Source organism: Vibrio sp. B172a, from assembly GCF_030248355.1.
Classification (GTDB): Bacteria; Pseudomonadota; Gammaproteobacteria; order Enterobacterales; family Vibrionaceae; genus Vibrio; species Vibrio owensii.
Genome location: NZ_JAHGAC010000036.1, coordinates 1 through 22,216 on the forward strand (window position 1 = coordinate 1; position 22,216 = coordinate 22,216).

The 22,216-nt window shown below is 45.8% G+C and carries 20 protein-coding genes; 13 read left to right on the top strand and 7 right to left on the bottom strand.

The window, feature by feature from the left end; translation table 11 throughout:
- Window positions 1–75: 75 nt before the first annotated feature.
- Entirely contained in the window at window positions 76–1,221 is a 1,146-nt protein-coding gene (locus tag KIT90_RS26220) for a Na/Pi symporter (RefSeq protein ID WP_027726695.1), read from the bottom strand.
- A 386-nt stretch (window positions 1,222–1,607) separates the two neighbouring features.
- On the opposite strand from KIT90_RS26220, the gene nhaR reads away from it, so the two are divergent.
- Window positions 1,608–2,498 carry a transcriptional activator NhaR gene (gene nhaR / locus KIT90_RS26225; protein ID WP_009707695.1) on the top strand — a complete coding sequence of 297 codons (891 nt, stop codon included), beginning with the start codon at window positions 1,608–1,610 and terminating at the stop codon, window positions 2,496–2,498.
- Between the two features lie 126 nt (window positions 2,499–2,624).
- Window positions 2,625–2,927, top strand: a complete 303-nt coding sequence (locus KIT90_RS26230; protein WP_005440568.1) for a metalloregulator ArsR/SmtB family transcription factor — start codon at window positions 2,625–2,627, stop codon at window positions 2,925–2,927.
- 130 nt (window positions 2,928–3,057) lie between these two features.
- Here KIT90_RS26230 and rpsT read toward each other — a convergent pair whose 3' ends face one another.
- Window positions 3,058–3,318 carry a 30S ribosomal protein S20 gene (gene rpsT, locus KIT90_RS26235; protein WP_005440571.1) on the bottom strand — a complete coding sequence of 87 codons (261 nt, stop codon included), beginning with the start codon at window positions 3,316–3,318 and terminating at the stop codon, window positions 3,058–3,060.
- Between the two features lie 294 nt (window positions 3,319–3,612).
- Between rpsT and murJ the strand changes: the two genes are divergently transcribed.
- The 6 genes from murJ to ispH all read left to right on the top strand — a co-directional run bounded on the left by murJ (window position 3,613) and on the right by ispH (window position 11,236).
- Window positions 3,613–5,175 (top strand): murein biosynthesis integral membrane protein MurJ, encoded by a 1,563-nt coding sequence (gene murJ / locus KIT90_RS26240; RefSeq protein ID WP_009707694.1) that lies wholly within the window; start codon window positions 3,613–3,615, stop codon window positions 5,173–5,175.
- Window positions 5,176–5,245: 70 nt separating this feature from the next.
- Window positions 5,246–6,181 (top strand): bifunctional riboflavin kinase/FAD synthetase, encoded by a 936-nt coding sequence (gene ribF / locus KIT90_RS26245; protein WP_033006234.1) that lies wholly within the window; start codon window positions 5,246–5,248, stop codon window positions 6,179–6,181.
- A gap of 64 nt (window positions 6,182–6,245) precedes the next feature.
- Window positions 6,246–9,074, top strand: coding sequence for an isoleucine--tRNA ligase (ileS, locus tag KIT90_RS26250; RefSeq protein WP_285379500.1), 2,829 nt, complete (start codon window positions 6,246–6,248; stop codon window positions 9,072–9,074).
- Between the two features lie 73 nt (window positions 9,075–9,147).
- Window positions 9,148–9,654, top strand: a complete 507-nt coding sequence (lspA, locus tag KIT90_RS26255) for a signal peptidase II (RefSeq protein ID WP_005440576.1) — start codon at window positions 9,148–9,150, stop codon at window positions 9,652–9,654.
- A 160-nt stretch (window positions 9,655–9,814) separates the two neighbouring features.
- Window positions 9,815–10,246 (top strand): FKBP-type peptidyl-prolyl cis-trans isomerase, encoded by a 432-nt coding sequence (fkpB, locus tag KIT90_RS26260; RefSeq protein WP_009707691.1) that lies wholly within the window; start codon window positions 9,815–9,817, stop codon window positions 10,244–10,246.
- A gap of 24 nt (window positions 10,247–10,270) precedes the next feature.
- Window positions 10,271–11,236 (top strand): 4-hydroxy-3-methylbut-2-enyl diphosphate reductase, encoded by a 966-nt coding sequence (ispH, locus tag KIT90_RS26265; protein ID WP_285379503.1) that lies wholly within the window; start codon window positions 10,271–10,273, stop codon window positions 11,234–11,236.
- An 81-nt stretch (window positions 11,237–11,317) separates the two neighbouring features.
- Here the strand turns inward: ispH and btsR are convergent, their stop codons facing one another.
- The 3 genes from btsR to KIT90_RS26280 all read right to left on the bottom strand — a co-directional run bounded on the left by btsR (window position 11,318) and on the right by KIT90_RS26280 (window position 15,371).
- On the bottom strand, window positions 11,318–12,046 hold the full coding sequence (gene btsR / locus KIT90_RS26270) for a two-component system response regulator BtsR (protein WP_005440579.1): 729 nt from the start codon (window positions 12,044–12,046) through the stop codon (window positions 11,318–11,320).
- 31 nt (window positions 12,047–12,077) lie between these two features.
- Window positions 12,078–13,748: a sensor histidine kinase gene (locus KIT90_RS26275; protein WP_285379505.1), complete on the bottom strand. Its 1,671-nt coding sequence runs from the start codon at window positions 13,746–13,748 to the stop codon at window positions 12,078–12,080.
- Window positions 13,749–13,886: 138 nt separating this feature from the next.
- Window positions 13,887–15,371 (bottom strand): carbon starvation protein A, encoded by a 1,485-nt coding sequence (locus tag KIT90_RS26280; protein ID WP_005440585.1) that lies wholly within the window; start codon window positions 15,369–15,371, stop codon window positions 13,887–13,889.
- Window positions 15,372–15,687: 316 nt separating this feature from the next.
- Here KIT90_RS26280 and KIT90_RS26285 point away from each other — a divergent pair, with 316 nt between their 5' ends.
- Both KIT90_RS26285 and KIT90_RS26290 read left to right on the top strand, forming a co-directional pair.
- Window positions 15,688–16,029, top strand: coding sequence for a DUF2799 domain-containing protein (locus KIT90_RS26285; protein WP_009707688.1), 342 nt, complete (start codon window positions 15,688–15,690; stop codon window positions 16,027–16,029).
- 110 nt (window positions 16,030–16,139) lie between these two features.
- Window positions 16,140–16,469, top strand: coding sequence for a hypothetical protein (locus tag KIT90_RS26290; protein ID WP_005440588.1), 330 nt, complete (start codon window positions 16,140–16,142; stop codon window positions 16,467–16,469).
- An 88-nt stretch (window positions 16,470–16,557) separates the two neighbouring features.
- Here KIT90_RS26290 and murQ read toward each other — a convergent pair whose 3' ends face one another.
- On the bottom strand, window positions 16,558–17,484 hold the full coding sequence (murQ, locus tag KIT90_RS26295) for an N-acetylmuramic acid 6-phosphate etherase (RefSeq protein ID WP_039842343.1): 927 nt from the start codon (window positions 17,482–17,484) through the stop codon (window positions 16,558–16,560).
- 64 nt (window positions 17,485–17,548) lie between these two features.
- On the bottom strand, window positions 17,549–18,661 hold the full coding sequence (locus tag KIT90_RS26300) for an anhydro-N-acetylmuramic acid kinase (protein WP_285379508.1): 1,113 nt from the start codon (window positions 18,659–18,661) through the stop codon (window positions 17,549–17,551).
- A 100-nt stretch (window positions 18,662–18,761) separates the two neighbouring features.
- Between KIT90_RS26300 and nagZ the strand changes: the two genes are divergently transcribed.
- From nagZ to tyrA, 3 genes are all read left to right on the top strand, one after another.
- The gene (gene nagZ, locus KIT90_RS26305) at window positions 18,762–19,745 is read left to right on the top strand and encodes a beta-N-acetylhexosaminidase (protein WP_285379510.1); all 984 of its coding nucleotides are present in this window, start codon (window positions 18,762–18,764) and stop codon (window positions 19,743–19,745) included.
- Window positions 19,746–19,984: 239 nt separating this feature from the next.
- Window positions 19,985–21,058: a 3-deoxy-7-phosphoheptulonate synthase gene (locus tag KIT90_RS26310; RefSeq protein ID WP_005425327.1), complete on the top strand. Its 1,074-nt coding sequence runs from the start codon at window positions 19,985–19,987 to the stop codon at window positions 21,056–21,058.
- Between the two features lie 24 nt (window positions 21,059–21,082).
- The gene (gene tyrA, locus KIT90_RS26315) at window positions 21,083–22,210 is read left to right on the top strand and encodes a bifunctional chorismate mutase/prephenate dehydrogenase (protein WP_045482341.1); all 1,128 of its coding nucleotides are present in this window, start codon (window positions 21,083–21,085) and stop codon (window positions 22,208–22,210) included.
- The last annotated feature ends 6 nt before the right edge of the window (window positions 22,211–22,216 follow it).

Here is a 22,216-nt window from a genome sequence, read left to right on the forward strand (position 1 = left end):
CTCGCTTCTCGCTTCTCCAAAACGAAAAAGGCCCCACCGAAGTGGAGCCTAAAATAAGCGATGGTAATCTTATTATTATGCTGTCAGAGCAAGGATAGAGCCTGGTAGCACGATGAACACTGCTAGTAGGTAACCTGCTACAACTGCTTTGTTCTTAATAGCCATTTCTGAAATTACTTCTGCACATTTCACAGGAATCTCACGTAGGAACGGGATACCGAAGATGAACAGTGTCGCCAGAATATTGAACGTTAGGTGTACTAGTGCAATCTGTAGTGCGAATACTGCGAACTCGCCAGATACCGCTGTTGCTGCTAGTAGAGCCGTGATACATGTACCGATGTTTGCACCTAGAGTGAACGGGTAGATGTCACGTACTTTTAGAACACCTGAGCCTACTAGTGGAACCATTAGGCTTGTTGTCGTAGATGAAGACTGAACAAGAACAGTTACTACAGAACCCGATACGATACCGTGAATAGGACCACGACCGATTGCGTTCTTAAGAATGTCACGAGCACGACCAACCATTAGGCTCTTCATTAGCTTACCCATAACAGTGATAGCTACGAAGATAGTACCGATACCTAGAGCGATTAGTGCTACACCACCCATGGTGTCACCAAATGTAGATAGAGGCTCTTTAATCGCGCTTACTACAGGCTTAGTGATTGGCTTGATGAAGTCAAAACCACCCATGCTCATATCACCTGTTTTTAGTAGAGGTGATACCAACCAGTGAGAAATTTTCTCTAGGATGCCGAACATCATTTCCAATGGTAGGAAGATCAGTACCGCAAGTAGGTTGAAGAAGTCGTGGATTGTTGCGCTAGCGAATGCACGTTTGAATTCTTCTTTACAACGTACGTGGCCAAGCGAAACAAGTGTGTTTGTTACGGTTGTACCGATGTTAGCACCCATTACCATAGGGATAGCGGTTTCTACAGGTAGACCACCTGCAACCAAACCTACAATAATAGAAGTTACGGTACTTGAAGATTGGATCAGTGCTGTAGCCACCAAACCGATCATTAGACCTGCGACTGGGTGAGACGCAAATTCAAAGAGTACTTTAGCTTGATCGCCAGTTGCCCATTTGAAGCCGCTACCAACCATAGATACTGCTAGAAGAAGCAGATACAACATGAATGCCAAGTTAGCCCAGCGTAACCAGCGAGTCGTGCTCGAGATTGGTGCTGCTGTAGAAGTAGCTTGGTTCATCATAATTTTCTCCGTGGACCTTTCAGTTCGTTTATTTGGTCTGTTGTTGAAACTGAGGGCGATGTTAGAGATGAAATATTTCAGTAATATTACAGTTCGGTTTCTATGGAGAATTTTTATTATTCTTTTTGATAGTTGTTCGTGAAGAAAAATTCACAACTAAATAAGTTGTTGATTTTACTTTGTTTTGTGTGGATTTTGTTTTGTTAACGAGTTTTAAGAGAAGATTAAAAAAGTGCGTTTGGCTTCAAGTTTTATGACAGTGTGAAACTGATATATTCGGTAAAACTCTTTTAATTTGAGTTTTATGTAGGTTTTGTCGAACTTATTGTTTGTCGTTGTCACATTTGATATAAAAAGTGTCATCTTCTTTATAGGGCTTGGCTATGTCACATTTAAATTACAACCACCTTTATTACTTCTGGATGGTGTGCAAACAAGGGTCAGTAACAAAAGCAGCAGATGCATTATTTCTCACGCCGCAAACTGTTACAGGGCAAATTAAAGCACTTGAAGACCGTATGAAGGGGAAGTTGACCAAGCGGAACGGGCGAACGGTTGAGCCAACAGAGCTTGGACAATTGGTATTTAAATATGCGGATCGTATGTTTGGTTTGAGCTACGAGATGCTTGATATCGTCAACTATAGCCAGCATTCCAATATCCTATTTGAAGTCGGTGTCGCCGATGCATTGTCAAAGCGACTCGTTAGCAAAGTATTAATGACGACAGTACCGGAAGATAACAGCATTCACTTACGCTGTTACGAGTCGACGCACGAACTACTACTAGAACGTTTGTCGCAACATAAGCTCGACATGATACTTTCCGATTGCCCGGTAGATTCGACACAAAGTCCTGGCTTGTACAGTAAAAAGCTTGGCGAAAGCAGTATGAGCTTTTTTGCTTCCTCTGAAATCGCCGATGTGAAGTTCCCTGAAATCCTTGAAAAGAAAAAACTACTCATTCCTGCTAGCCGAACCGCAATGGGACGTAAAGTTCTTCAATGGTTTGATCGCCAAGGGTTGCAACCTGATGTTCTCGGTGAGTTTGATGACGTAGCGCTAATGAAAGCTTTTGCTCGTTACCGTGATGATGTGATTTTCTTGGCACCGACGGTTTATATGTCGGAGATTGAAGATGACCGTAATTTGCAGCTGATCGGTCATGTAGACGACCTTAAAGAAGAGTATTACGTCATTTTTGCTGAGCGAATGATCCAACACCCAGCAGTAAAGAACGTTTGCGATGCAGATTTTAGCCAAATGTTTGAATGAACACGTTCCGTTGCGCAAATAAATAGATTACTATCGACAAAATTATAACTCGAAATTATAAAATCTTTGTAACACAACAAACTGGCCAGGGTTGGGGAAAGTAAGTTGTAGCTAGAGGTCCTGCAGATGAATCTACAAGAAATGGAGAAAAACTCCGCTAAAGCTGTCGTGTTGCTCAAAGCAATGGCAAATGAAAGACGCCTACAAATCCTGTGCATGCTGCATAACCAAGAGCTTTCGGTTGGAGAACTTTGCGCAAAACTTGAGTTGAGCCAGTCGGCATTGTCTCAACACTTAGCTTGGCTTCGACGCGATGAATTGGTTGCGACACGAAAAGAAGCACAAACGGTGTACTACACATTAAAGAGTGATGAAGTGAAGGCATTAATCCAAACACTTCATGGTCTTTATTGTGCAGAAGCCATGTGATGACAGGTCACATACAAGAAAAGCTGGCATTGCCAGCTTTTTTATTGTCTTGAATTCGAGCTACACAAATTTTAGATATAAAAAAACCGGCAAGAGCCGGTTTTTTCTTCACTGTAAAATCAAGTTTCTATTAAAGAGCTTTGATTTGTGCAGCGAAACGAGACTTATGACGTGCTGCTTTGTTCTTATGAACAAGGCCTTTAGTCGCCATACGGTCTAGGATAGGTGTAACTGCAGCGAATGCAGCAGTTGCAGCTTCTTTGTCGCCTGCTTCGATAGCAGCAACAGTTTTCTTCATGTAAGTACGCATCATTGAGCGACGGCTAGCATTGTGCTGACGACGTTTCTCAGCTTGGATAGCGCGCTTCTTAGCAGATTTACTATTTGCCAAGGGTCTAACTCCCAAAAACTTATTTCTATGACAATTTAAGGGCGAGGACTATCCCTCATTTGCGCCTAAATGTCAAATGATTTGTGCAAAAACCAATCGAAACCAAAACAAATTTTGGTAACAAAGGTCATCGCGGTTAAGATGGCGGGGATTCTAACAGCATTTTTAGACCATTGCTAATAATTATCCGCCTAGATCTAACAATAAACGGATATATTTTTAACGCCCATTTGTAGCTTTCAAAGGCTTAGAGGAATAGGGTTGGCTATCTTTTGGTGATATTCCGAGGTTACAGTGAGTAAACGACTGCTCAAGTCTGGCATGATCGTCAGTGCCATGACATTAATTTCGCGCGTCCTAGGTTTAGTTCGTGATGTGGTAGTAGCAAACTTGATGGGTGCAGGCGCGAGTGCCGACGTCTTCTTCTTTGCCAATAAAATCCCTAACTTTTTACGCCGTCTGTTTGCTGAAGGCGCGTTTTCTCAAGCCTTTGTGCCTGTACTAACCGAAAGTCACGCACAAGGGGATATGGATAAAACCCGCGAGTTGATTGCTCGTGCGGCCGGTACGCTAGGCGTGATTGTTTCTATTGTTACCATACTCGGGGTTTTGGGTTCCGGTGTGGTGACCGCGCTGTTTGGTTTTGGTTGGTTCCTAGACTGGATGCATGGCGGCCCGGCAGCTGAGAAGTTCGAACTTGCTAGCGTCATGCTCAAGATTACCTTTCCTTATTTATGGTTCATCACTTTTGTTGCGCTTTCTGGTGCGATCCTCAATACCTTAGGTAAGTTTGCGGTCTCTTCTTTTACGCCTGTCTTCCTCAACGTGATGATCATTTTGGCGGCGTGGTTTATTTCGCCTCAGATGTCGCAACCAGAAATCGGCCTTGCGATTGGCGTATTGCTAGGTGGCCTTGTTCAGTTTCTATTCCAGATTCCCTTCCTTATTAAAGCGGGAGTGATGGTTAAGCCTAAATGGGGCTGGCGCGATCCGGGTGTGGTGAAGATCCGTACCCTAATGATTCCTGCTCTGTTTGGTGTGTCGGTAAGCCAAATCAACTTACTGTTTGATACCTTTATTGCCAGTTTCCTACAAACCGGTTCGATCAGTTGGTTGTACTATTCCGATCGCTTATTGGAATTCCCATTAGGTCTGTTTGGTATCGCGATTGCCACGGTGATTCTTCCTGCACTATCACGTAAACACGTAGACGCACACAGTGAAGGTTTCGCACACACCATGGATTGGGGCGTACGTATGGTTACCTTACTAGGTATCCCTGCAATGCTTGGTTTGATGGTACTAGCAAAGCCAATGTTGATGGTGTTATTCATGCGCGGTGAGTTTTCTCCGCAAGACGTACATCAAGCCTCTCTCTCTTTATTAGCGTATGCATCAGGTTTGCTTAACTTCATGCTGATTAAAGTGCTTGCGCCAGGTTACTACTCGCGTCAAGACACCAAAACACCAGTGAAGTACGGCATCATTGCAATGGTGACGAATATGGTCTTCAACGCGATCTTTGCATACTTCTACGGTTACGTTGGTCTTGCTATCGCAACGGCGCTTTCTGCTTTTGTAAACATGGCGCTGCTATACCGCGGCTTGCACATTGCCGGTGTGTACCAAATCACTAAGCGAACTGTCTTCTTTATTATACGTTTGGTGATAGCTGGTGCAGCGATGGTTGCGGCTATCTTATGGCAACTTGAAGACATGTCTGTGTGGTTGGATTGGAGCTTTGCTCATCGTAGTGGCGTGCTAGGAATGTTGATTGGACTTGGTGCTGTCGTTTACCTAGCCGTTGTGTTTTTACTCGGCGTACGTTTAAAAGACCTAAAAGCTGGGACAGAATAAGGTTGATTGGTATATAATCCGTCAGTTTCACACAGTGCAAAGTAAAAACAGAGGCATAAAGCAGTATCCAATGGAACTGATCAGAGGCATTCACAATATCAAGTCGCGCCATCATGGTTGCGTGCTGACTATTGGCAATTTCGATGGCGTACATAGAGGCCATCAACAAGTATTGCAGCAAGTGTCTGAGCAAGCGGAGAAACTTTCGTTGCCTTCGGTTGTGATGACCTTTGAACCTCAGCCTATGGAGCTGTTTGCTCGAGATAAGGCACCTGCGAGGTTAACGCGACTGCGTGATAAATTTGTTCAGCTGAGTAAGCTCGACATTGATCGCTTGCTTTGCGTTAACTTCAATCGTCATTTTGCTGACCTAACGGCGGAAGAGTTTATCCGTGACTTGTTGGTTGGTCGATTGGGTGTTAAGTTTCTTGTCATTGGTGATGATTTCTGTTTCGGCAAAGGTCGAACAGGTAATTTTGCGATGTTACAAGAAGCAGGGGAAAAATACGGCTTTGAAGTCGTAAGTACCCAAAGCTTTTGTTTACAGCAATTACGAGTGAGTAGCACTGCTATTCGCAAAGCGCTGGCTCGTGATGATTTGCATTCCGCGCAAGAGATGCTGGGAAGAGATTACAGCATCAGCGGTCGTGTTTCACACGGAAGAAAGCTAGGTCGAACCATTGGGTTCCCAACGGCAAATATTCCGTTGAAGCGCTGTGTTTCTCCGGTTTCCGGAGTCTATGTTGTTCAAGCGCTTGGCTTAGGAGATAAGCCGATTGGTGGCGTCGCTAACATTGGTCAACGACCGACAGTTAATGGTGTTCGCCAACAGTTAGAAGTACACTTATTCGACTTTCATGCTGATTTATATGGTAAACAGCTAGAAGTGAAACTTTTGCATAAACTTAGAGACGAGCAAAAGTTTGAGTCGTTTGAAGCACTTAAACAACAAATCGTATTGGATGCTGAAGCAGCAAGGGTGTGGCTGCGTCAGCTTAAGCGTTGAGCGGTTTATTCCACCGTTCAACATAATGTCTAATTTTCGCCCAATATAACGGAATTAAGAATCGATGAGTGAGTATAAAGATACCCTGAACTTACCTGAAACAGGGTTTCCAATGCGCGGCAACCTGGCTAATCGTGAGCCAGAAATGCTTAAGCGTTGGTACAAAGAAGATCTTTACGGTGAAATCCGTAAAGCTAAAAAAGGCAAAAAGTCATTCGTACTGCACGATGGCCCTCCTTATGCGAACGGTGACATTCACATTGGTCACGCACTAAACAAGATTCTTAAAGACATTATTATTAAATCCAAAACACTTTCAGGTTTTGACGCACCTTACATCCCAGGCTGGGACTGCCACGGTCTACCAATCGAATTGATGGTAGAGAAGAAAGTCGGCAAACCAGGTCAAAAAGTGACAGCAGCTGAGTTCCGCGAGAAATGTCGTGAGTACGCTGCAGGTCAGGTTGAAGGTCAAAAAGAGAGCTTCAAGCGTCTTGGCATCATGGGTGAGTGGGACAAGCCATACCGCACAATGGATTTCGCAACAGAAGCGAACATCATCCGTGCTCTTGGTAAGATCGCAAGCAAAGGTCACCTACTGAAAGGTTTTAAACCAGTTCACTGGTGTACAGACTGTGGCTCAGCACTGGCTGAAGCTGAAGTTGAGTACAAAGATAAAGTATCGCCATCTATCGACGTTCGTTTTAAAGCGGCTGACGAAGCGGCGCTGCTATCTAAGTTTGAACTGACAGAAGGTCATGAAGGTCACGGTGACGTATCTATCGTTATCTGGACAACAACACCTTGGACACTGCCTGCAAACCGCGCAGTATGTCTACGTGATGATCTAGAGTACGTACTTATCCAAACAGAAGGCGACAACGCTGAGCGTATCATCGTTGCTGCTGAGCTGGCGAAAGACGTAATGGACCGTGCAGGTATCGAGCACTTCCACAACCTTGGCTTTGCTAAAGGTGCGGATCTTGAGCTTTCTCAATTCCAACACCCATTCTACGATTTCACTGTACCGGCGATCCTTGGTGATCACGTTACAACTGATTCAGGTACTGGTGTTGTTCACACTGCACCTGGTCACGGTCAAGAAGACTTCGCGGTTGGTAATAAGTACAACCTAGAAGTAGCAAACCCAGTTGGTTCAAACGGTGTTTACCTACCAGACACTGAGCTGTTTGCTGGTCAGCACGTATTTAAAGCGAACGATGCGGTAGTAGAAGTACTGAAAGAAAAAGGTGCACTACTACACCACCACGCTTACGAGCACAGCTACCCACACTGTTGGCGTCATAAGACTCCAATCATCTTCCGTGCTACGCCTCAATGGTTCGTTTCTATGGACCAAGCTGGCCTACGTGCTAAAGCACTAGAGTCAATCAAGAACGTAGAGTGGATGCCTGAGTGGGGTCAAAGCCGCATCGAAGGCATGATCGAAGGTCGCCCTGAGTGGTGTATCTCTCGTCAACGTACTTGGGGTGTGCCAATTGCTCTGTTTGTTCATAAAGAAACAGCAGAACTTCATCCAAACACGCTAGAGCTGATCGAGAAAGTCGCTAAGCTGGTTGAAGAGAAAGGCATCCAAGCATGGTGGGATGTCGATGCAGCTGAACTGCTAGGTGCAGACGCGGAGCAATACGAAAAAGTACTAGATACGCTAGACGTATGGTTCGATTCAGGTGTAACTCACTTCTCAGTTGTTGATGCTCGTGAGGAGTACAACGGCAACAGTGCAGACCTATACCTAGAAGGTTCTGACCAACACCGTGGTTGGTTCCAGTCTTCTCTAATTTCATCTATCGCGATGAAAGACGAAGCGCCTTACAAACAAGTACTGACACACGGTTTCGTGGTTGATGGTCACGGTCGTAAGATGTCTAAATCTATCGGTAACGTGGTTGCGCCAAAAGACGTAACGAACAAGCTAGGTGCTGACATTCTTCGTCTATGGGTTGCTTCAACAGACTACACTGGTGAAGTTGCGGTTTCTGATGAAATCCTAAAACGCAGCGCAGATGCGTACCGTCGTATCCGTAACACAGCGCGTTTCTTCCTTGCTAACCTAAGCGGCTTCAACCCTGAAACAGACATCGTTCCTGTTGAAGAGATGGTTGCGCTAGATCGCTGGGCGGTTGGTCGTGCACTAGCAGCACAAGAAGAGATCGTTAAGGCATACGAAGAGTACAACACACACGGTGTAACTCAGCGTCTAATGCAATTCTGTTCAATCGAAATGGGCTCTTTCTACCTAGACGTAATTAAAGACCGTCAGTACACAGCAAAACGTGGCGGCAACGCTCAACGTAGCTGTCAGACAGCACTTTACTACATCGTAGAAGCGCTAGTTCGTTGGATGGCGCCAATCATGTCGTTCACTGCAGATGAAATCTGGAACGAAATGCCAGGTCAACGCGACAAGTTCGTATTCACTGGTGAGTGGTTCGACGGTCTATTCGGTCTTGCTGAAGGTGAAGAGCTGAACAACGAATTCTGGACTGAGATCCAAGCGGTTCGTGGTGCAGTAAACAAACTTCTAGAAGATGCGCGTAAAGAGAAAACCATCGGTGGTGCACTACAAGCTGAAGTGACTCTATTTGCTGATGACGCACTAGCGGCGAAGATCAACAAACTTGAAGATGAACTGCGCTTTGTTCTACTAACATCTGCTGCGAAAGTTAAGCCTCTAGGTGAGAAGACGGATGCAGCACAAGCGACAGATATCGAAGGCTTGTTTGTTGAAGTAGCAGCAGCTGAAGGCGAGAAGTGTGACCGTTGTTGGCACCACACGCCAGACGTAGGCACAATCGAAGGTCACGAGAAGATCTGTGGTCGTTGTGTGTCTAACGTAGACGGCGAAGGTGAAGTACGTAAATTCGCGTAATTGCCTAGAACGACTGAACTTTTTTTAAAATTAACAGCCCCAGTATTTACTGGGGCTGTTTGTAGGTAAAGTAATGAGTGAAAAAGCACTGACGTTAAAGCAATCTGGAGTTCGCTGGCTGTGGTTAGCAATTCTGGTATTTATTGCAGATATTGGCATCAAATTGGTGGTGATGGACAACATGGGCTACGGATGGGCAAACCGAATTGAGGTGCTGCCATTCTTCAACCTACTTTATGTTCATAACTACGGTGCAGCATTCAGCTTCTTGAGCGATCAAGCGGGTTGGCAGCGCTGGTTGTTCACAGGCATCGCGTTTGTTGTTACAGGTCTTTTGACCTACTGGATGAGCAAGCTTCCAGCCAAAGAAAAATGGAACAACATCGCTTACGCACTGATTATTGGTGGTGCAGTGGGCAACGTGTTTGACCGTGTTGTTCACGGCTTTGTTGTTGATTACCTAGACTTCTTCTGGGGTAACTACCACTGGCCAGCATTCAACCTTGCAGATACAACTATCTGTATTGGTGCGGCAATGATCATTCTTGATGGCTTCCGCAAAAAGGACGCTGACAAGTAATCTTTTGCGATATATCGAATAACCCTAAGCGTCGTCCGTTGATTCGGACGACGCTTTTTATTATGTTGGAGCCCAATCCGCGCATCTTCGTACAATAAAAAGCAATCACAGTACGTGATCAGATAGAGCGCAGGAAACCCAAGAACAAGGAAGCAGTAACGTGACAACAATAAATCAAGATTCAGCAGTAACGCTGCACTTCACCATCAAAATGCAAGATGGCTCTGTAGCGGACAGCACACATAATATGGGCAAGCCTGCTAAGTTCATTATGGGCGATGGCAGCTTGAGTGAGAACTTTGAGCAATGCCTACTAGGCTTACAAGTAGGCGAACAAAAGGCAATTGAACTAAAAGCGGCGGACGCTTTTGGCATGCCAAACCCAGACCATATCCACCATATGGACCGCACTAAATTTGTTGGCGAAGCGGAAGTTGAAGTCGGCACAATCATGGCATTTAGCGGTCCTGATGGAATGGAAATCCCGGGCATCATTACTGAGATTGCTGGCGACTCAGTAACTGTGGACTTCAACCATCCACTCGCGGGACAAGACGTGACTTTCGAAGTCGAAATTTTGTCAGTAGAATAGCGAACCAAATAAAAGATAACTTCCATGAGCAATGAAATGAAAATCCTGTTAGCTAACCCACGTGGTTTCTGTGCTGGTGTTGACCGCGCGATTAGCATCGTAGAGCGTGCGCTAGAGATGTATCAGCCACCTATCTATGTTCGACATGAAGTGGTGCATAACCGTTTTGTGGTTGAAGGTCTAAAACAGCGTGGTGCTATCTTCGTTGAAGAACTGCACGAAGTGCCAGACAACAACATTGTGATTTTCTCCGCTCATGGTGTATCCCAAGCTGTTCGTCAAGAAGCGAAGTCCCGTGATCTAACGGTATTCGATGCGACCTGTCCGTTGGTAACCAAAGTACATATGGAAGTGGCACGTGCAAGCCGCCGCAATATGGAAGTGGTACTTATCGGTCATGCTGGTCACCCTGAGGTGGAAGGCACTATGGGTCAGTATTCAAGTGATACAGGCGGCATGTACCTTGTGGAAACGCCAGCCGATGTTGAGAAGCTAAAAGCGATCGTGAAAGATCCATCGGATCTGCACTACGTGAGCCAAACGACACTGTCTGTTGATGAAACCGCTGACGTAATTGAAGAGCTACGCCGCGTATTCCCAGACATTCAAGGTCCTCGTAAAGATGACATCTGTTACGCGACGCAAAACCGCCAAGATGCGGTGCGTGAGCTATCTGCTGATGTAGATGTGATGGTTGTTGTGGGTTCTAAAAACTCATCGAACTCAACACGTTTAAAAGAACTGGCTGAAAAGCTAGGCACACTAGGTTACCTAACAGATTGCCCAGAAGACATCATGCCTGAGTGGTTTGAGGGTAAAGTAAAAGTTGGCGTGACGGCGGGTGCATCTGCACCAGAAGAGTTGGTGAATCAAATCTTAGATCGCATTAAAGAGTTGGTTGGCGCAGAAGCCGTTGATGAAGTGCTTGGTCGTGAAGAGAACATGTTCTTCGAAGTACCAAAAGAACTGCAAATCAAGCAAGTCGATTAAGACGAATCAAACACCAAAAAGGCGACCACAAGGTCGCCTTTTTTATTGGGCATTTCTACACGATTTCGACAGAATTTGCGCTTAGTGACTGATACCTAAAAGCTCTTTGAGCACCTTTAGGTAACGACGGCTCACCGGGATCTCAAAACCTGTTTTGGTAATGATTTCGGCCAATCCGTTTTCTAATAACTTGATCTCGCTGATGGCTTTGATGCTAACCAGATACTGTCGATGGCAACGTACCAAAGGGGTTTTCTCTTCCAAGGTTTTTAGCGTGAGCTGTGTGCTGGCTGTTTGGCTGGTGGAACGTACATGCACTCCACTGATATCACTGTAAGCACACTCAACCGTTTCGGTTGCCATGATCACAATGCGGTTGTGTCCAATGCAAGGAATCTGATCTAGGCTCTCTGGGGCGATGGCAGACAGTTGCTGAGTGAGCGCGGATTGACTCATGACTTTATTAAGGCGTTTTACTGTTTTCGTCAAACGACATGGATCGACGGGTTTTAGTAGGTAATCAAACGCATTGTCCTCGAAAGCTTGAATCGCATATTGGTCGTAAGCGGTCACAAATACCACGTAGGGCATGGTCTCTGGATCTAACATACCCAGTAGCTCGATGCCCGTCACCTGAGGCATTTGGATATCTAGAAATACCACATCCGGTTTCAGCTCATTGATTTTCTTAAGCCCCATGATGGCGTTTGACGCATCGCCAATCACTTCTATGTGACCCGTTTCAGCCAATAGTTCTGCCAGCTCTTCACGAGCAAACTGTTCATCATCAATGACGAGAGCGGTTAACATCCAAAATTACCTTTATGCGTTTTAACTGTGCTTATCGCGAGTGGGGAATGATAAAACTCATTTTAGTAAATTGGTGCTGCTGATAGGTAATTTTTAGCGCTGAATCACGCCCAAATTGATTCGATAAGCGCTTGTCGACAATTTCCATGCCTAAACCAGAATGATTCTCTTTTGGCGGCTGGTAGCTTCCTGCGTTGTCCTCAACCGTTATCAGTGCGCCTTGCGGGTGTGTTTGACTGTAAATCTTTACCTTGCCACCTTCTAGCATATTGGAAATACCATGTTTGATGGCGTTCTCAACTAGCGGTTGAAGAGTAAAGCTCGGTAACTTGATATCGAGCAGTTCTGGTTCAATCTCGATCTCGACTTCCAATCGATCAGTAAAACGCGCTTTCTCAATCGAAAGGTAAGAATCCACATGTGCTAACTCTTCTTTCAGCGTCACCGTATTGATGTTCTGTTTTAAGTTACTGCGGAAGAAGTGCGACAAGTTTTGGATCAGTTCTCGTGCTTTATCAGGGTTACGACGAGTAATGGCACTGATGGTATTAAGTGCATTGAACAAAAAGTGTGGGTTCACTTGAGCGTGCAGCAGTTTGATTTCTGCCTGAGCCAGTAGGGTTTGCTGCTGCTGATAATCGCCATACAAGATTTGGCTCGATAGAAGCTGAGCAATGCCTTCTGCCATTGACATGTTCGCAGTAGAGAACAGCTTGCGCTTTGGTTCGTAAAGCTTAATTGTGCCCACCACTTCTTTACCCGCGCGCAAAGGAATGATCAGCGCAGAGCCCAACTTACAATCTTTCGCTAATGAGCATTGGTAAGGGCGCTCACTGCCATCAAGGTAGATAATGTCATTCTTCTCCATTGAATCGAGTGTGCTTTGCGATGAGATTGGAGTATTTGGCCTATGGTGATCATCACCGATGCCAACGAAAGCCAGAATCTTTTCTTGGTCAGTAATGGCGACTGCGCCTACTTTGGTTTCTTCATAAATGATTCGGGCAATCTTATCGGCGTTCTCGCTGTTAAAGCCGGTGCTGAGAATACCAACTGAGCGGTCGGCAATGCTTAATGCTCGGCGGGAAAAGGTCGCCGAGTACTTTTCAAAAATGGTTTTACGATCTTGCAGAATACTCATAAATAGAGCGGCACCAACTGAGTTAGCGATGATCATTGGGGCAGCAATAGCTGAAACGAGTTCATAGGCTTGGTCGAATGGTTTGGCAACGGCAAGCAACAGAATCATCTGTACGATCTCTGCTACGAAGGTCACGCTGAACACCACGCTTGGATTAAACAGCATTGCGCCTTTGTTGCGTTTAATCAGGTAAACGTGCAATAAACCGCCAATTAAGCCTTCTGCTGTGGTCGATATAGCACAGGCTAAGTCTGTAAAACCACCTAAGGTATAGCGATGGATGCCGCCAGTAAAGCCAACCGCAAAGCCGACAACAGGTCCGCCAAATAATCCGCCCATTACCGCACCAATAGCGCGAGTATTGGCGATGGCGTCGTTAATCTGTAAGCCGAAGTAGGTGCCTAGGATACAAAAGCCAGAAAAGAGCACATAACAAATGAGCCGATGGCTGAGGCGTGAAGAGATGCTCAGTAGGGGCAAAATGATCGGCGTTTTACTCAGCATGTAAGCCAGCACTAAGTAGACACACATTTGTTGTAGAAGGGAGATGACCAGTTCCATAACGAACCTAACCTAAAAATGATGTTTTTATTGTAAGTGAATTAAATCTTCGAAGAGAAACAAAAAGAGCCTGCAAAGGGCAGGCTCTTGGTTTATCCAGACATCGATAATGAATCGGTTAGCAAGCGAAGGTATTCATTATGCGGTTTCTGAGGCTGCTTGTGGCTTCTCGTCATCTGCTAGCTCAGTTTCACCTTTGCCTTTAGATATCTTGATAACGTAAGCCGTAACCGCTAGTGAGAACACAATACCTACGATGGTTGAGATTTGCATTGGCAGACCAAAACCTAGCGTGCTGTTGTTTAGAATGAAAGTTACACACACGGTAGTCATGAATACTGCTGGGATAGTCGTAATCCAATGCAGTTTGTTGTGACGTAGTAGGTAAGCCGACGCAGTCCAAAGCATCATTACTGCTGTTGTTTGGTTTGCGAAGCCGAAGTAGCGCCAGATGATACCGAAGTCTACTTGAGTCAGAATGCCACCGATAACGAACAGTGGTAGAGCCATTAGAAGACGGTTACGCAGTGTTTTCTGTTCCATACCGAAGTACTCAGCAAGAATCAGGCGGCTTGAGCGGAATGCTGTGTCACCTGATGTGATTGGCAGAATAACAACACCAAGGAAAGCAATCACACCACCGAATACACCCAGTAGACCGAATGAAGCGCTGTATACCACGTTACCAGGACCACCGTTTTTCACTGCTTCTGCAAGACCATCAAGCGTGCCGAAGAAAGACAGAGCGATAGCACACCAGATTAGCGCGATAACGCCTTCACCAATCATTGCACCGTAGAATACGAAGCGACCGTTCTTCTCATTTTCCATACAACGCGCCATCAGTGGAGACTGAGTTGCGTGGAAGCCAGAGATAGCACCACATGCGATAGTGATAAATAGTGCAGGCCAAAGAGGCATATCGTTCGGGTTCAAGTTAGTCAGCATGTCGCTTACTTGGAAGTCACCCATCACAGTATGTTCGCTAGAGAAAGCAATAGCAGTCATTAGACCTACAGACATGAAAATCAGAAGCGCGCCAAACAATGGGTAGAAGCGACCGATGATTTTGTCTACAGGAACAATTGTCGCAATGATGTAGTAAGCGAAAATCAACACAACCATGGTTGTCATGCTTACGCTAAAGCTAGTTTGGTCGTTGATTAGGTTTGTGATCATGCCTGCTGGCGCTGATACGAATACCACACCAACAAGAAGCAATAGGACAATGGCAAAGATGTTCATAAAGTGTTTTGCGCCATTACCTAGGTAGCGACCCGTAATTGTTGGTACTGATGCACCGCCGTTACGAACAGAAAGCATGCCTGAGAAGTAATCGTGTACCGCACCTGCGAAGATACAGCCAACAACAATCCAAAGCATTGCAGCAGGACCGTATAGGGCACCCATGATTGGGCCAAAGATAGGACCAACACCTGCGATGTTCAGAAGCTGAACAAGGTATACACGCTTGGTTGACATTGGAACGTAGTCAACGCCGTCCGTTTTAGTATGAGCTGGCGTTTGACGATTCTCATTGATGCCGAAAATCTTCTCAACGAAAGCACCGTAGATGAAGTATCCGCCGATGAGGGCTGCGACACAGGTTAGAAACCACATCATAGCAATTGTCCTTGGTTTGTTAGGTAGGGTAATTTTTTAAGCTCAGGATGTATGGTATTCATCTCTTTTGTTAAGTGCATTCGCTCTATGGATGAGTGGTCGAATAGAGAAGCGAGTGGTCGATATAACGGTTAAGTGGTTTTATCGTTTGCCTAGTGGTCGTACTTAAGGCTGAGTGGTTCTATTAACCATTAAGCGGTGGTTATTAAGGGTGAATGGCTGCCTCAAGAGTTAAGTGGTGAAATCAACAGATAAGCGGCAAAGCACAGGCTTTAGTGGTAAGCTTGTTTTGAAAACAATTAGTTAAGGAAGAATGATGAAAAAGGCAACGTTAGGCTTGGCGCTGGCTTTACTAGCAGGGTGTGCGGCAACAACGGAAGAACTGGCGCAGTCCGGAGATTGGTACCAGATCGGTTATCAAGATGGTGTCGCTGGGCATACCTCTCGTACCATGAAAGAACTTCGCTCGTTAGGAAATGTAAAGCAAGGCGATTATGACCAAGGTTACCTTGAAGGGGTAACTGAATACTGTAATCCTGATTTTGCTTACCAAATGGGCTTGTCTGGTCAATATTATGAAGGTGTATGTGAGGGAACGCCCGGAGCACAAAAATTCCGTATGGAATGGCAACGTGGCTGGAACGAATACAGCAACTAGATCTGTTTCATAATCAAGACTGTAGTTTTGCTTGTTGATCTTCTGACATTTGAATTTTATTGCTTTGCTGTACTTATGGCTTGAGATTCAATCAGAAGTGAAATGAAAACATGAAGAAGTATTTTTTGGTCGCATTAGCATTGTTGCCCTTAACGGTTGGTGCGACCAACGTGTTGAAAGAGTCGATTAAGATGAAGCGTAAATACGATCACGATAAGCATCGTATTACCAATACCATCAACAATACCAAGCGTAATATTAAAGAAGTCACTGACGGTACTTATGTCGAGAACCAAGTGAAGCGAGAAGTAAACCAAACCACTCGCAAGTACACCAATAAAGTAGAGAACGTTAAGAACATAACGAATCCTGATCACATCAAACGTAAAGCAAATGACAAGCTTAACCAAGAGTTTGATGAATGGTTGTATGAAGACTAAATCTTGATATCTAAAACAAAAAAGGAGACCACGAGGTCTCCTTTTTGTTTGTCTTGTATCTACAGGTTTGAGTTGCCGGACTCAAGATTTATTTCGGCTGGTGGTTTTCCACAGCTTTGCGTAAGAAGCCGTCTTGGTGGTGCAGGTGAGCACGAGCCGATTCAATATCAAGATCGGTCAGGATCATTAAGATCGCCAGCTTCACCTCATAATCCGTCTGCTTAAGCACTTCGGTAGCTTGTTCTTTGCTGCAATCGGTCGCTTGCATCACAATTCGCGCTGCGCGTGCAACGAGCTTGTTGTTGGTTGCTTTCACATCAACCATCAGGTTTTGATAGCTCTTGCCCAAACGGATCATGCTGGCGGTTGTTAGCATGTTTAGCACCAGTTTCTGCGCGGTACCTGATTTCAAACGAGTTGAGCCTGTTAATGCTTCAGGGCCTACAACAGGGCTAATTGCGACGTCGGCAATGTCGGCGATTGGAGAATCTGGATTACAAGATAGCGCAATCGTGGTTGCGCCGATCTCGTTGGCGTACTCCAAACCACCAATGACATAAGGCGTTCGGCCACTTGCAGCGATACCCACGACAACATCGAGATTTGTGAATTTGATGTCTTTTAGGTCTTGCTCACCTAAAACCGGCGAATCTTCCGCACCTTCTTTCGCTTTTAGAATCGCCTCTGGGCCACCCGCAATCAGACCAACCACCATCTTGTCTGATACGCCAAATGTTGGCGGACATTCCGATGCATCAAGCACACCTAAACGGCCACTGGTGCCTGCGCCCATGTAAACCAGACGACCGCCGACTTTAAACGCGTCGGTGATCTTATCCACCGCGAGTGCGATTTCGGGTAAAACCTTCTCAACCGCAAGTGGTACGAGCTTATCTTGCTGATTAAGTCGCTGAACAATGTCCAGAGAGGGCAGTAAATCGATGTCCATCGTATCTGGGTTACGACCTTCTGATACTAGATGGGCAAGAGCAGCAATAAGCGCGTCATTTGTCATAGTGGTTTAAGCCTTTTGAATACTGATTTCGATTTGTTTTTTCGCTGTGGCTAGCACAACGTATTTAGTTTTTAGGATAGAGCACACCCAGCGAAGCAAGACGGCTCGCACCGGTTACTTCAGGTAAGTTGCTTGGTAGCCCGTCAATATGTCGCTGAGCAAGCCAAGCAAACGCCATGGCTTCCATATAATCGCCATCGACACCTTTATCATCCGTTGTTGCGACTTGCCACTGCGGCAGAAGTTCCGCTAAACGTTGCATCAGTAGGGGGTTTCTCGCCCCACCTCCACACACCAACAGCTGTGGCTGCTGGCCATACGTGAATTTCTCCACTTCGTTTGCAATGGTCTTCGCCGAGTATTCACACAGCGTGCGTTGTACATCTTGTGCTGAGATATTGTGGTCAGCTAACTGATGATGCAGCCAATCGATATTGAACAGCTCTCGGCCAGTGCTCTTAGGCGCCGACATAGCGAGGTAAGGTTCTGCTAAGAGTTGAGTTAGTAGTGCTGCATCGGTGTTGCCTTGTAGAGCAAATCGCGCGTCTTTGTCGAAGCCTCGTCCGGTGTGTTGTTCACACCATGCATCCATCAACATGTTGCCCGGGCCCGTATCGTAGCCGATCACTGCTTGCTCAGGATGCAGTACCGAGATATTGGCAATTCCACCGATGTTGAGCACCACGGTGGTGGAATCTTGCATGGCAAAAATACTTTTATGGAAGGCAGGGACGAGCGGGGCGCCTTGGCCACCTAACGCCATGTCTTTACGACGAAAATCTGCCACGGTATCAATGCCAGTTTTGACTGCAATGATGTTGGCATCACCCAGTTGGGTGGTGAAGGGCAGATTGCCTGTTGGCTGGTGGAACACGGTTTGACCATGATTGCCAATGGCTCGTATTTGCTCAGCGGAATAGCCGGATTTATCCAGTAGCTGTAAAACCGCATCGGCAAACAGATGGCCAAGTTGGTGGTCGAGTTCACCAATGGCTTTTAGATTTGTGTCTTGCCCAGTGCAAACCGACAAAAGCGTCTGCTTAATATGAGCGGGCATTGGGTAATCATCGTGTGCTAGCAAGCGAACACGGTTATCTTCAATTTCAACCAGTGCGGTATCTACACCGTCCATACTGGTTCCAGACATCACACCGATATACAGTTTGTTAAGATTCACAGCCAATTCCGTCAATTCTTCGATTCACTTATTGTAAAGCAATTCTGAAGCGAATAACCTCATCGAATACGAGATATTCAGCCGATTTTGAGGAGAAAAAATGGGACCGTTATGGGTTGATGTTGCAGGCTATGAACTGACTGCAGAAGACAGAGAAATTTTGGAGCATCCAACGGTTGGTGGTTTGATTTTATTTACACGTAACTACCACGACAGCAAGCAGCTTCAAGCTCTTACCCAATCTATCCGCAAAGCGGCGAAACGTCCGATTTTGATTGGTGTTGACCAAGAAGGTGGACGCGTTCAGCGTTTTCGTGAAGGCTTCTCATTGATTCCTGCGGCAGACGAATACGCCAAGCACCAAAACAGTGAAGAGCTGGCTCGTCTGGGCGGTTGGTTGATGGCTGCTGAGTTGATTGCTCATGATATCGATCTAAGCTTCGCCCCAGTACTAGATAAAGGTCACCAGTGTAAAGCGATTGGCAGCCGTGCCTTTGGTGAGGATCTGGACACCATTTTACGTCACAGCACCGCGTATATGCAGGGCATGAAGAGTGTCGGTATGGCGACAACAGGTAAGCACTTCCCGGGTCATGGTGGTGTGATTGCTGATTCACACTTAGAGACACCGTACGATGAGCGTAGCGATATCTTTGAGCAAGACATGGCTATCTTCAAAGCGCAAATCGATGCAGGAATCTTAGACGCGATGATGCCTGCTCACGTCATTTTCCCAAATTATGATGATCAGCCTGCTAGTGGCTCTGAGTATTGGCTTAAACAAATCCTGCGGCAGCAACTTGGTTTTAACGGTTTGATCTTCTCTGATGATTTGACCATGGAGGGAGCTGCGATCATGGGTGGCCCTGCTCAGCGTGGCGCACAAGCACTAAACGCCGGCTGCGATATGCTGCTGGTTTGCAATAAGCGCGATGCGCAAGTTGAGGTGCTTGATAATCTACCAATCACTTCTGTTCCTCGAGCAGATGTTTTGTTGAAGAAGCAAAGCTTTTCTCTAAGCGAGCTAAAACTTTCGCAAGAGTGGAAAGACGCCTCTGAAGCGATGAAGCGATTGGTTGGCTAGCCATCTCATCCCTGAAGAATGGTTTGTTCAGGGGGAGGCGTAAACTTTCTAAAACATCCATTTAAAGCCGAAGCGCTCTGCATTTCGGCTTTCTCTTTTGGTGTAAATTAAATTTTACATTAAATGTTTTTTATTGTGTACGGTTGTATTTCTTTTTTAGCCTGTTATCTTGTCGATAAAGCTTAGTTGTCTCACCAAGGAATTGGTTGGGTGTAAACAAAAATATACAGGTCAAAGTTATGCAAAGAAGTGAATTGAGCAACATCAACATCAGCGAAGAACAAGTTCTGATCACGCCAGAGGAGCTAAAAGTGAAGCTTCCTTTAAGTGAAAAAGCACGTCGTTTTATTCAAGAGTCTCGTCAAACCATCGCTGACATCATTCACAAAAAAGATCATCGTCTACTCGTTGTATGTGGACCGTGTTCTATCCATGACGTAGAAGCTGCGAAGGATTACGCTAAGCGTCTAAAAGCTCTTTCAGAACAACTAAGCGACCAACTGTATATTGTAATGCGTGTTTACTTTGAGAAGCCTCGAACCACAGTTGGTTGGAAAGGCCTAATCAATGACCCACACCTAGACGGCAGCTTTGACATTGAACATGGTCTGCATGTTGGTCGTGAATTGCTGGTTGAATTGGCAGAGATGGAAATCCCGCTGGCAACAGAAGCCCTTGACCCAATCAGCCCGCAATACCTTGCAGATACCTTTAGCTGGGCTGCGATCGGTGCTCGTACGACTGAGTCACAAACACACCGTGAGATGGCAAGTGGTCTTTCTATGCCAATCGGCTTTAAGAATGGTACGGATGGTAGCTTGGCTACTGCTGTTAACGCGATGCAAGCGGCTTCTTCTAGCCACCGTTTCATGGGTATTAACCGTGAAGGCCAAGTAGCGCTTCTGACTACGCAAGGTAACCCGAATGGTCACGTGATTCTGCGTGGCGGCAAGCAAACTAACTACGATTCAGTGTCTGTTAACGAGTGTGAGCAAGAGATGGCGAAGTCTGGTCTTGACGCTTCACTGATGGTGGATTGTAGCCATGCAAACTCACGTAAAGATTACCGTCGTCAGCCATTGGTTGCCGAAGACGTGATTCATCAAATCCGTGAAGGCAATAAGTCGATTATAGGCTTGATGATTGAGAGCCATATCAATGAAGGTAACCAATCTTCTGACCTAGCTCTTGAAGAGATGAAATACGGCGTATCTATCACCGACGCATGTATCAATTGGGATTCAACTGAGGCACTATTACGTCATGCACACGAAGAGCTAGTGCCTTTCTTAGAGAATCGTCTAAAAGGCTAACAACACGGGATTTAAGGAACATCAATGGCAGTTGAACTTAACGCATTACGCGATCAGATTGATGCAGTCGACAAGCAAATGCTAGAGCTACTCGCTCAGCGTTTAGCGCTAGTAGAGAAAGTGGGTGAAGTAAAAAGCGAACACGGTTTGCCAATTTATGCCCCAGATCGTGAAGCCGCAATGCTGGCATCACGACGAGCTGAAGCTGAAAAAATGGGGATTCCTCCACAGCTGATTGAAGACATTCTTCGTCGAACTATGCGTGAGTCCTATGCCAGCGAGAAAGATTCCGGTTTTAAGTGTTTGAACCCAGAACTGCGCTCTGTGGTCATTATTGGTGGTAATGGCCAATTAGGTGGCCTGTTTGGCCGAATGTTCAAACTATCTGGCTACCAAGTTAAAGTGCTGGGCAGCAAAGACTGGGATCATGCCGATGACATCCTAAAAGATGCTGGGCTGGTGGTAGTTACAGTGCCGATTCACCTAACAGAAGGTGTGATTGAGAAGCTCGGTAATCTGCCACAAGATTGTATTCTTTGTGACCTGACTTCTATCAAGTCTAAGCCGCTGCAAGCAATGTTGAATGTGCACCAAGGTCCGGTTGTTGGTTTGCACCCAATGTTTGGCCCAGATGTACCGAGCCTAGCGAAGCAGGTGATTGTCTACTGTGACGGTCGTGGTAATGAACAATACCAATGGCTATTGCAACAGTTTGGAATTTGGGGTGCAAGCTTGTGCCAAATAGATGCGCAAGAGCACGATCATGGCATGACTTTGATTCAGGCACTGCGCCACTTCACTTCTTTCGCTTACGGTATGCACCTAAGCAAAGAGAATCCGAACATTGAACAACTGTTAAAGTTGAGCTCACCGATTTACCGTTTGGAGCTAGCGATGGTAGGGCGTCTGTTTGGCCAAGATCCAAACCTCTACGGTGACATCATTCTTTCATCACAAGAAAACATCGACATGATTAAGCGTTTCCACCAACGCTTTGGTGAAGCTTTGTCTGTTTTAGACAGTAAAGACAAGGCTGAGTTTGTCGAAAGCTTCGAGCAAGTGAGTGACTGGTTTGGTGATTACTCGCAGCAATTCATGAACGAAAGTCAGAACTTGCTTAAACAGGCTAATGACAATATCCATCGTGGATAAGAACAG

Excerpts from the sequence above, each read along its gene's own strand:
- ribF (WP_033006234.1), top strand. The coding sequence starts at position 5,246 with ATGGAACTGATCAGAGGCATTCACAATATCAAGTCGCGCCATCATGGT.
- KIT90_RS26220 (WP_027726695.1), bottom strand. The coding sequence starts at position 1,221 with ATGAACCAAGCTACTTCTACAGCAGCACCAATCTCGAGCACGACTCGC.
- nhaR (WP_009707695.1), top strand. The coding sequence starts at position 1,608 with ATGTCACATTTAAATTACAACCACCTTTATTACTTCTGGATGGTGTGC.
- nagZ (WP_285379510.1), top strand. The coding sequence starts at position 18,762 with ATGGGACCGTTATGGGTTGATGTTGCAGGCTATGAACTGACTGCAGAA.
- KIT90_RS26290 (WP_005440588.1), top strand. The coding sequence starts at position 16,140 with ATGAAGAAGTATTTTTTGGTCGCATTAGCATTGTTGCCCTTAACGGTT.
- ispH (WP_285379503.1), top strand. The coding sequence starts at position 10,271 with ATGAGCAATGAAATGAAAATCCTGTTAGCTAACCCACGTGGTTTCTGT.
- KIT90_RS26310 (WP_005425327.1), top strand. The coding sequence starts at position 19,985 with ATGCAAAGAAGTGAATTGAGCAACATCAACATCAGCGAAGAACAAGTT.
- KIT90_RS26280 (WP_005440585.1), bottom strand. The coding sequence starts at position 15,371 with ATGATGTGGTTTCTAACCTGTGTCGCAGCCCTCATCGGCGGATACTTC.
- lspA (WP_005440576.1), top strand. The coding sequence starts at position 9,148 with ATGAGTGAAAAAGCACTGACGTTAAAGCAATCTGGAGTTCGCTGGCTG.
- tyrA (WP_045482341.1), top strand. The coding sequence starts at position 21,083 with ATGGCAGTTGAACTTAACGCATTACGCGATCAGATTGATGCAGTCGAC.
- murQ (WP_039842343.1), bottom strand. The coding sequence starts at position 17,484 with ATGACAAATGACGCGCTTATTGCTGCTCTTGCCCATCTAGTATCAGAA.
- KIT90_RS26230 (WP_005440568.1), top strand. The coding sequence starts at position 2,625 with ATGAATCTACAAGAAATGGAGAAAAACTCCGCTAAAGCTGTCGTGTTG.
- btsR (WP_005440579.1), bottom strand. The coding sequence starts at position 12,046 with ATGTTAACCGCTCTCGTCATTGATGATGAACAGTTTGCTCGTGAAGAG.
- KIT90_RS26285 (WP_009707688.1), top strand. The coding sequence starts at position 15,688 with ATGAAAAAGGCAACGTTAGGCTTGGCGCTGGCTTTACTAGCAGGGTGT.
- ileS (WP_285379500.1), top strand. The coding sequence starts at position 6,246 with ATGAGTGAGTATAAAGATACCCTGAACTTACCTGAAACAGGGTTTCCA.
- KIT90_RS26275 (WP_285379505.1), bottom strand. The coding sequence starts at position 13,748 with ATGGAACTGGTCATCTCCCTTCTACAACAAATGTGTGTCTACTTAGTG.